Source organism: Caballeronia sp. LZ003 (genome assembly GCF_031451465.1).
GTDB lineage: Bacteria > Pseudomonadota > Gammaproteobacteria > Burkholderiales > Burkholderiaceae > Caballeronia.
The window spans coordinates 1-7,890 of sequence record NZ_JARUXJ010000261.1; the positions used below are offsets into that span (position 1 = coordinate 1).

The window sequence follows — 7,890 nt, forward strand, 5'->3', positions numbered from 1 at the left end:
CTGTTGCTCCTCGGTGCTGGGCAGTGCGTCGGCGCGAGACTGAGCGAGTTGCGTGAGCGTGGCTTCGAGTTGATGGGCGGACGGATCGCGCAGGTTGCGCGCCGCGATGCTTGCATAGGTCTGCCAGAGCGCAGCGAGTATCCGATCGTTGTGATTCAGGCCTGCACGCATGTACCACGGTGCGCCATGTTGCTGGCGATATTCCAGTGTGTCGATTTGTTGTTGCAGGGCGAGTTGAGCGCGTATTGCCGCGGCGGTGGCGGGGGTGGCGGCCAGGGCGGTATCGGCGGCTGTTTGGACTTCGTTGATCAGCGAGCGGTTGATGATGAACGACACGGTCATTGCCAGGCACCAGCCAACCGCCGAGACCATTACCACGATTGCAAGCGCCCTTGACCAGTCGAACCCAATTCGACGACCATCGTGCGGCTTAACACGCGTACCGATCTCGCGCCAGACGAACTGCAATGCGCGAGGTTGATCTCGCGCGACACTGCCGCGCTCGGAAAGACGCTCCGCGACGTCCTTCGCGATGTCCTCTTGCGCAGCCGGTACGGGCGTGGGCACGGCAGGCGCGGCGAATACCGGCACGTACATCACACCGGCAAGCGGAGCACACCGCCATTTCGACACACAATGCACCTGCCACGTCTTCGCCATATTCTCGCGCTGTGAACTGATGTATTGCGACACCTGGGCGAGCCAGAGGATCGGCGCGGGCCGCGCGCACAACTTGACGCCTGCATCGGCGGTCACTTTTTCGAGCAAGTTAAGTTGATGGTCCAGCGTCGCCTCCGTCGCTTGGCTGTCGGCGTTCGGCATTGCAGTTACGAAAGCGCCGACCGAACGCAAGCCGTCTCGATTGTCGCCGCTCGCCTTGACAGCGTGAAGGAATACGATTGGTGCAGCCCAACCAAGATCGCGAGCCAGTGTCGAGAGCGTGCGCGGCAGTTCGTCGTCGGAAGGTAACGACTCGCTCATCCGCGTCACTGGGATGACTACATCGACCGGATGTCTGCTGCGCAAGCGGCGAAGCTGGCGGCGCCACGTTGGAGAATCGATGCCGTTGGGTTCGGCATGCACGAGCACAATATCGCTCGTGCGCATCACGCCGGTCTGTTTGAGATCCGGAGCTACGGAGTCGATAAGCGCGTCGTCACCCGTGAGCATGAGCCACGGCATGGCGCGCCGCCAGCGCCAGCCGAATGACGTACGCAGTTCGTCGTGGAGATATTTCAGGCGGGCGTCGTACTTTTGCTTTCGCTCGGGCTGCTGGTTGTCTCCGATCCGGCCAATTCGGTATGCGAGCTTCTCGTAAATTCCAAGCCAGAGCGCGGCGACGTGCAATGCAAACACGACGCCGAGCGTGCCAAAAATCTTGAGCAAGGCAGAAATGCGCATTTCGAGATTGTTCAGACCCGTGATGCCAGGATGACCCCACCACGCGAGCGAAGCGAGCACCGTAGCAAACAGAATGGCGGCCAACGGCACACCCCAAAGCTTGAGAAAGGTCGAGGAGGCGCGTTCGGGATTTTGAGAGTCAAGCGACTTCAGGTTGCTGCTCGGGGTGGTCATGCGCTCGTTGTTGTACGTGAAGAATGGCAGCCTGTGTCCGATCTAGGATCAGATGCGGGCCGTTAGCGCCGGTTTCGATTGCAGCCGCGATGGAAAGCCACGGCGTGGCGGCTCCGGTGTCGCCGACGAAACGATCAAGACGGCCGTGCGCTTCGTGCGACGCGATATCGGTAAAGACGGCTTTCTTGAACTCGGTGAGCAGCGCGCGATCGTGTTCGGCGTCTAGCCGCGTTATCCATGCATGCGTGATGTTGTGCGGCTCGGTTTTGCCCCACAGTGCCGCATTGAGCGCGAGGTCGCGAAGCGTACCGACTTCGGCCTGATCTTCAATGGGGCGATGCAGCGTTGCGAGCGCTTGCACGGATTCCGGCAGCTGATAAAAGCCAGCGTCCAACAATACGGCGACCGCAACCTCACTGCTTCTTTCGGGTGGATTCGTTTCACGCCATGAATAGGCGAGAATTAGCAGCGCGCGCCGTTCGCGCGCGTCCAGCCAGCCGTCGGCCATCATCAATCCGTGCGCATCCGTTACGGCAGTGCAATCGAGCGCAGGCAGACCCGCGATACGCAATGCTTCCCGCGCGTACTCCTCGGCTTTGTCGACCTCGCTAGACGGAGCCAGCACACGCACGAGCGGTGCATACTGAGGCCCGTAGTGAGATAACGCATGCATAGCAGGCGCGACCGGTTCGATCGCCTGAACCAGTTTCAGAACAACAGTCGCAACGCGCCGCGATGCTTCCATCGGCGAAGTGCCGGTTTGCACGCCAAGATCGTCCTCTGGCTTAGCTACGAGTGAAGTTGGATCATCTGACCACGACTCTTCATCAAAGCGGTTGTGAACCACATAACCAAAGCCCTGGCGTGGCCGTTGCGACGTAAAGAGCAGCTTTTTCGCCGCGACGACATCAGGAAGGCTCGACTGCACCAACGGTAAACAGTAGCCCACACCTAGCACTTGCAAGGATCTCTGCGCGATGCGCAACCGTTCGGCGAGCCTCTTTGTCCTGCATTGGTTGCGATTGTCCGCGTAGGTCCACAACGCCTCGTACCCCACGCGCGCAATGCACAGCAGCACGAGAAACACGAGGTTTGGCACGCCGATGATGGCGCACCAGAACGACGAGCCGGTGGTGGGTTCGTTCGAAGGCCAGCCGAGGAGCATCAGGGGCACGCCCAGCGCGCAGCACGAAAGCCAGATACCGAGCCACGGAAATAGCCGCGGACCGTGGTCGGGATAGGGATAAGACGCGCCAACTTCAGACAGATCAACCGGCATGCGTTACGCGAAGTTAACGTTTTGTAAAGAAGAAATCAGCCGGCAACCGCACGCGCAGCGATGGTAATGCATCGCATATGGCTGACCGTCGCGGTCGGGGAAGCGCGTGTCGGCCTCAACGATCATCGTCGCGCCGTGGAGGTCGCATTGTGCGGTGTCTCCTAAACGCGCAAGTCTGCGCCCCATGAACATGCTGAACGGCGAGCCGCTTGTGACTTCGCCGCCATGTTCGAGTTTGTCGTATTCGCGAATGGGGGATTTCATGGTCGAAGGATTACTTTGGTTTGCAACGCTGTAACCTAAACTGGAGATATATCCTGCATCGAATGATTGTGTCGTCTTTATTTTGAGATTCAAGACTTCGATGCCGAATTGATTTTCTACCACACTCCTTGCTCGATCGCCGCTAAAAGAGGCGCTATAAACACCTCTGCCTCTGGATGAAGAGGACAAGACCACAGTGATCACGAGGACGATTCTAGTACCAATTTGGTCACTTAAAATAAAGAAATTATGAAAGTCGACTCAGATCAACTTCTACTCGCGTGCGCTTTGATGTGGGTACCAGAAACTCTTCATTTGGCGGGACCAGTCGGTTAGGATGGTCCGCGTATTGAAAGCAAACACAATCAATCTTTCTACTTATCTAGGAATAACAGGATATTTTTTTGCAAGCACTTTTCGCATCGATTCCGCGTCTTTGTACAGCGCATGCGAGGACTTCCCGTTTCTAGAATCACATTCACATTGATCCATAAACGGCGCACTGGCATCGATTTGTAATCCTGCAAAAACAGCCCCTTTCAGTGCATTTCCTCTCAGCTTGTAAACATAACCATCGTAATATTCACCACCATAATCATAATGTTCAAGTGGTGTACGCACCAAAATAACTACCTCCTTATCTCCGGAATTGTGATCTGCATTCATGAAGAAGACCGTGGAAATTTCCGGTACACCGTCATCCTTTATGTAGCGATCAAACAAAAGATGATGCCAAAGATGGTTTGCGTCGGAGAAAAGTAGAAAAGCATCCAATATATAAGGCCTGTTGTTTTTCGTATAACCTGGCTCGTCGGAAGTATTCGTCACGAAATAGATATACACTCCTTCCATTGCAGGCCCCGCGTCGATGATCGGTGACTGCAATTTGTGATTTGCGTCCATGTGCGTGTCCACAGCGGTCTGAACCGCTGCAGGAATTCCAATTGCATCGGCGTGCAGCGCAAAACACATCAAAGCTAAGGCCGATAAAAAATGGCATGCAAGATTTCGTTGATTTATGACATTCATATGTTCAGCTTTAACCTCACTCAAAAAATTTCTCAGCTAACACAAGCAATATATGGCGTTGCGAACTTTGTCATCGATACCCGTTCCTTCCATTACAAGCTGAAATTATCCCGACTGCGCGAGTCGAAGTTTGGGTAGTATGAAAATCGGTCTCATGTAAAAACATAGCCAGACTGCTTGCTAGAAAACGCGCCATATAAAAACAGTCCGAATTGCTTTATCGGTCATCAAGTCCAAAGTTTTCGACTTTTTTTCTGAAGAATTCTATTTGGCCAGGTGTTCGAAGGGACACTGAATTAGCCACCTTGCGCACGATAGCAAGTGGCTCCGTGCCATCGGTTTCTAGCGCAATACTAATATCACGACCAAAAATGGCTGCAGAATAGCAATTACCTAACGCCGAATGGAATCCTGCGCCGTCTGATACTCCGCACGATGCAGCTGCCGAGACCATCAGATGGCCTGATCGCTCCTCTATAAAAGCAGACTGAGAGTCCATGGATCCAACCCGAACAATATTATCTTCCACTCTCTGAAATCCGACTCGACGCAAAACTTCTTCTGGGCTGATACTTAACACGCATAACGAAAGAGCCATGTCCTGGCGTTTTTTCTTCGAATCTCGGAAATACTTGCAGTTTGCAGGAACCCCGTCAAATGAACTAAACCTACTACCTTCGTAAATCCGCCAAGAGTCGGGTGTCCAAACCGTATATTGCTTCGTCACAACGTTCCTTGCGAAGACGGGATTGCAAACAGCCGCTAAAAGCTTTAATACTGTGATGCAAAACAATAGTCTAATTCGTCTCATCATTTAGTATTGGCCCAATGCGTTGCGTGTGCCTAAGTCTATCTGCCAAACCATTTACACCACCATTTATCGCGAAGGTTATCTTTTTGACATCTACCTCCGATAGCGACGCCATTGAGGCAACTGAGTTGAGCGTTCTAAAGCCATTTGGCTGAGCTCCCGCCTCCCAATACCAACCACCTGCATCAATACAATTAAATGGTACCGTGCTAAGCAGTTGCGGCTCGCTAATGTCTGGTCTACGACGATGTTCATCCGTCCACCAGTGCAGATCAAATGTAGACGCTTTTATCCATCCCCGGTAGACCCAGTATTTCGCATAGTTTTCTCGTCCAGTAAGTTGTTTTAGACCACGGCCTCGAAACTTCATCCCATCGCCAAGCTCTGCGTTTCCCAACCGGCCCTCAAGATAATCATAGTAATGGTCTTTTTTCTCGTTGTAATAACCGTCGTTTTCTTCCGCTAAGCTAGCCTTAAAATGCGTTGTCGACGCTTCCATCATTCGTGCGAGCATGAATGATTCGACCGCGCCTTGACCAAAAAAATGCGTCATTCGCTGCGGCGTAGATATTAAATGTTTTCGGATTACCAGATTGATGGAAATTCGATATTGCTCCCTCTTGGCGGACGGATTTGGGGTTTCCTTTTTGGAATACATATGGTCGGGGTAGATCCTCGAAAGTTCCTGTTTGCTCATCCATCCGCATTTCCGAAAATGCCGAATGAACGCCAACGGATGAACAAACCAAAGCTTCTGATCAGTGGCAATTCCCGTTTTATCCCAAAACTGAAATGACTCTAAAAGCTTGATGAACGCGGCATAACCGGCTGGATCACCATGATAGAACTCGCCCTCGCTTAGGAGCTTGCCATACCGCTTCTCGTTTTGTGTGCTATCCCATTCGCTAGGTGCTTCACAAATAAAACCGCGCAGTTGCTCTCGAACCGCCCCGTTCGTCTTCACGTACTGAGCGAGTACGTCTTCCTTTTTGTACTCCTGCTTCAGCGCAGCATCCTGCGGCGTCTGATGGTCCGTTGCATTTCTGAGTATTCGCTTCAAAGCTTCGATGTCGCACAAACCATCTGTACTAAACGGCGTATTGCCTTCAGTTATCTTCTGCCAACCCGCGAGAGCAAAAAAATCCGCGTCCGACAGTTTCAAGATTGTGCTATCGCTTACGTCGATGTATCCCTCCTGTCCGGCCGCGAACGTTATCCGCATCCAGGTCACCTGGAGGTCGTTGGTCAGTGTGACGGGCTCCGAAAGAATTCGTCCGAAGCGCAACAGCTCATAACCATCGCTCGCGCAGGCCGAATATAAGGCCGTCGCGCGTTTGTACATGCTGTACTCGTAGTCCGTCTCTTTAACAGGGTTGGGGGTAAGCGAGATCCGCTTTCCATCTCCGGCTACCGACCAAACGTTCGTATACTTGTTACCCCTGTAAAAGAACATCTCCACGAAAAGTTGTTCAGCGGCTTGTCCCGTTTGCAATGCGTCGAAAGCTATCCCTTTGAGTTTGTTATGCGAATCCACACCAGGCGGAAGGCTGAGAAACGTTTTGCCTGCAGGAATTACGTAGTAGCTATGGCCCCAACAATCTTTGCTCGTGGCCATGCTTGCAGTCGAACGGCCAAGCTGGGTAGCTCCAAAATACGCCTCGTAATCTGCTTTAATCATGAAAATTTCAAAATGCAAATGCCGTTGTCCGTGACATCCACCCACCCAGCCGAGCACGTCTTTCCGGCGTACCTTGCGATTGTCACCGCCCGCCTGTGCGGGCGGCGGCACCAAGTCGCCGCCGGGCGAACACGTGCGCAGGAACTCGGGGAGCAGTTTTCCGTCAGCGCCGATGGACTGGTAACCGTTTAAGTCCAGCAGATGCATGTAAAGCGAATAGAACGTAATCGTGCGGCCTTCGCCTGTCTCGCTCGTGTGCTTCAGCAGGACAAAGCCTGCGTTACTGTCGGGCGTACCTTCTCCACCGTCGTATGCCTTTTGGCACACGCGGTAAGCGACAACCTCGCCGTCGGCAATGGCGCGTACCTTCTCGTTCTGAGTCGAGGACATCAGGTGCACGCCGCAATGCCAGCGCCGGTCAAATGCGACCGGATAGATGCCGTGGGCAAGTTCGAACGTATCGACCAGATCCATCATGGAATCGAGCTTCGGCGGGTTCGCGTTGCTATCGCCCGCGGCCAGGCCTGCAGCCGGGAGAAAGGGTGGGCTGATGATCATGAATTAACGGGTAAGCGGATAAGATTTAGTAGACTTGAAGTCGCTTTGGGATAGCATCGGAATTGGTGTATCGGCGTTCTGTGGCCCCTCAAACGCGAACGACCCCGCCTTGATCTTGAAGTCCCCCGGACAGATCAGTTCGATGTTGCCGTTCTCAATTTTGATCGCGGCGCCGCCGCTCGCGAGCACCGTTTTGGTTTTGCCGTTCACGATCACGTTCGCGTTTGCGCTGGACACGTGAAGTTGCTGATCGGCAAAGATATCCATGGGAGCGCTCTGAGCCTGCAGTTCGATTTTCCCTTTCGAAAAAATCTTGATGCCCAGCTTGTGCGCGCACAATGAAATCAGCTCGCCCGCCACCATGCGCAGCCGCCTCACGACGCTTACGTCCATATCCGCACCCGCCGTGACAATGGCGTTTTCGCCCGCCGAGTGCTGGACCGATTTCGGCGTCACGAACGCCATGCCGCCGGGAGCGCTCGCCGGCAATCCGGCATCGCTCAATTGGTTTAGCCCGTCCAGCAGCGCCGCTTGCGCGGCCCGGTCAGCAGGATCGCCCTTGGCCTGGGTGGTCGCCGCTGCAAGGTCCGTTACGCACTGTAGCGCGGCCTTCAGTTGCGCGACGGCAGCAGGCATCTCCAAGTGCGGCGTATCAGCGCCAGCCGCCGCATCGGCCGAAAAGAACAGTCCTTTCGC

General features: G+C 54.1%; 7 protein-coding genes. All 7 read right to left on the reverse strand.

Going from position 1 to position 7,890, the window contains the following annotated elements; all coding sequences use genetic code 11:
• On the reverse strand, positions 1 to 1,575 hold a 1,575-nt coding region (locus QCE79_RS38500; RefSeq protein WP_309854244.1), incomplete at its 3' end, for an ImcF-related family protein.
• Positions 1,541 to 2,854 (reverse strand): hypothetical protein, encoded by a 1,314-nt coding sequence (locus tag QCE79_RS38505; RefSeq protein ID WP_309854246.1) that lies wholly within the window; start codon positions 2,852 to 2,854, stop codon positions 1,541 to 1,543. The genes QCE79_RS38505 and QCE79_RS38500, both read right to left, overlap by 35 nt.
• 3 nt (positions 2,855 to 2,857) lie before the next feature.
• Complete coding sequence (locus QCE79_RS38510) at positions 2,858 to 3,118, reverse strand: PAAR domain-containing protein (protein WP_404989511.1); 261 nt, start codon at positions 3,116 to 3,118, stop codon at positions 2,858 to 2,860.
• Positions 3,119 to 3,496: 378 nt separating this feature from the next.
• Positions 3,497 to 4,171, reverse strand: a complete 675-nt coding sequence (locus tag QCE79_RS38515) for a hypothetical protein (RefSeq protein ID WP_309854252.1) — start codon at positions 4,169 to 4,171, stop codon at positions 3,497 to 3,499.
• Between the two features lie 193 nt (positions 4,172 to 4,364).
• A complete protein-coding gene (locus tag QCE79_RS38520) occupies positions 4,365 to 4,874 on the reverse strand; it encodes a hypothetical protein (protein ID WP_309854255.1) in 510 nt (169 codons plus the stop codon).
• Between the two features lie 70 nt (positions 4,875 to 4,944).
• Positions 4,945 to 7,194 (reverse strand): peptidase M23, encoded by a 2,250-nt coding sequence (locus QCE79_RS38525; protein ID WP_309854260.1) that lies wholly within the window; start codon positions 7,192 to 7,194, stop codon positions 4,945 to 4,947.
• Between the two features lie 3 nt (positions 7,195 to 7,197).
• The coding region (locus tag QCE79_RS38530) for a DUF2345 domain-containing protein (protein WP_309854264.1) at positions 7,198 to 7,890 on the reverse strand (693 nt) is incomplete at its 5' end.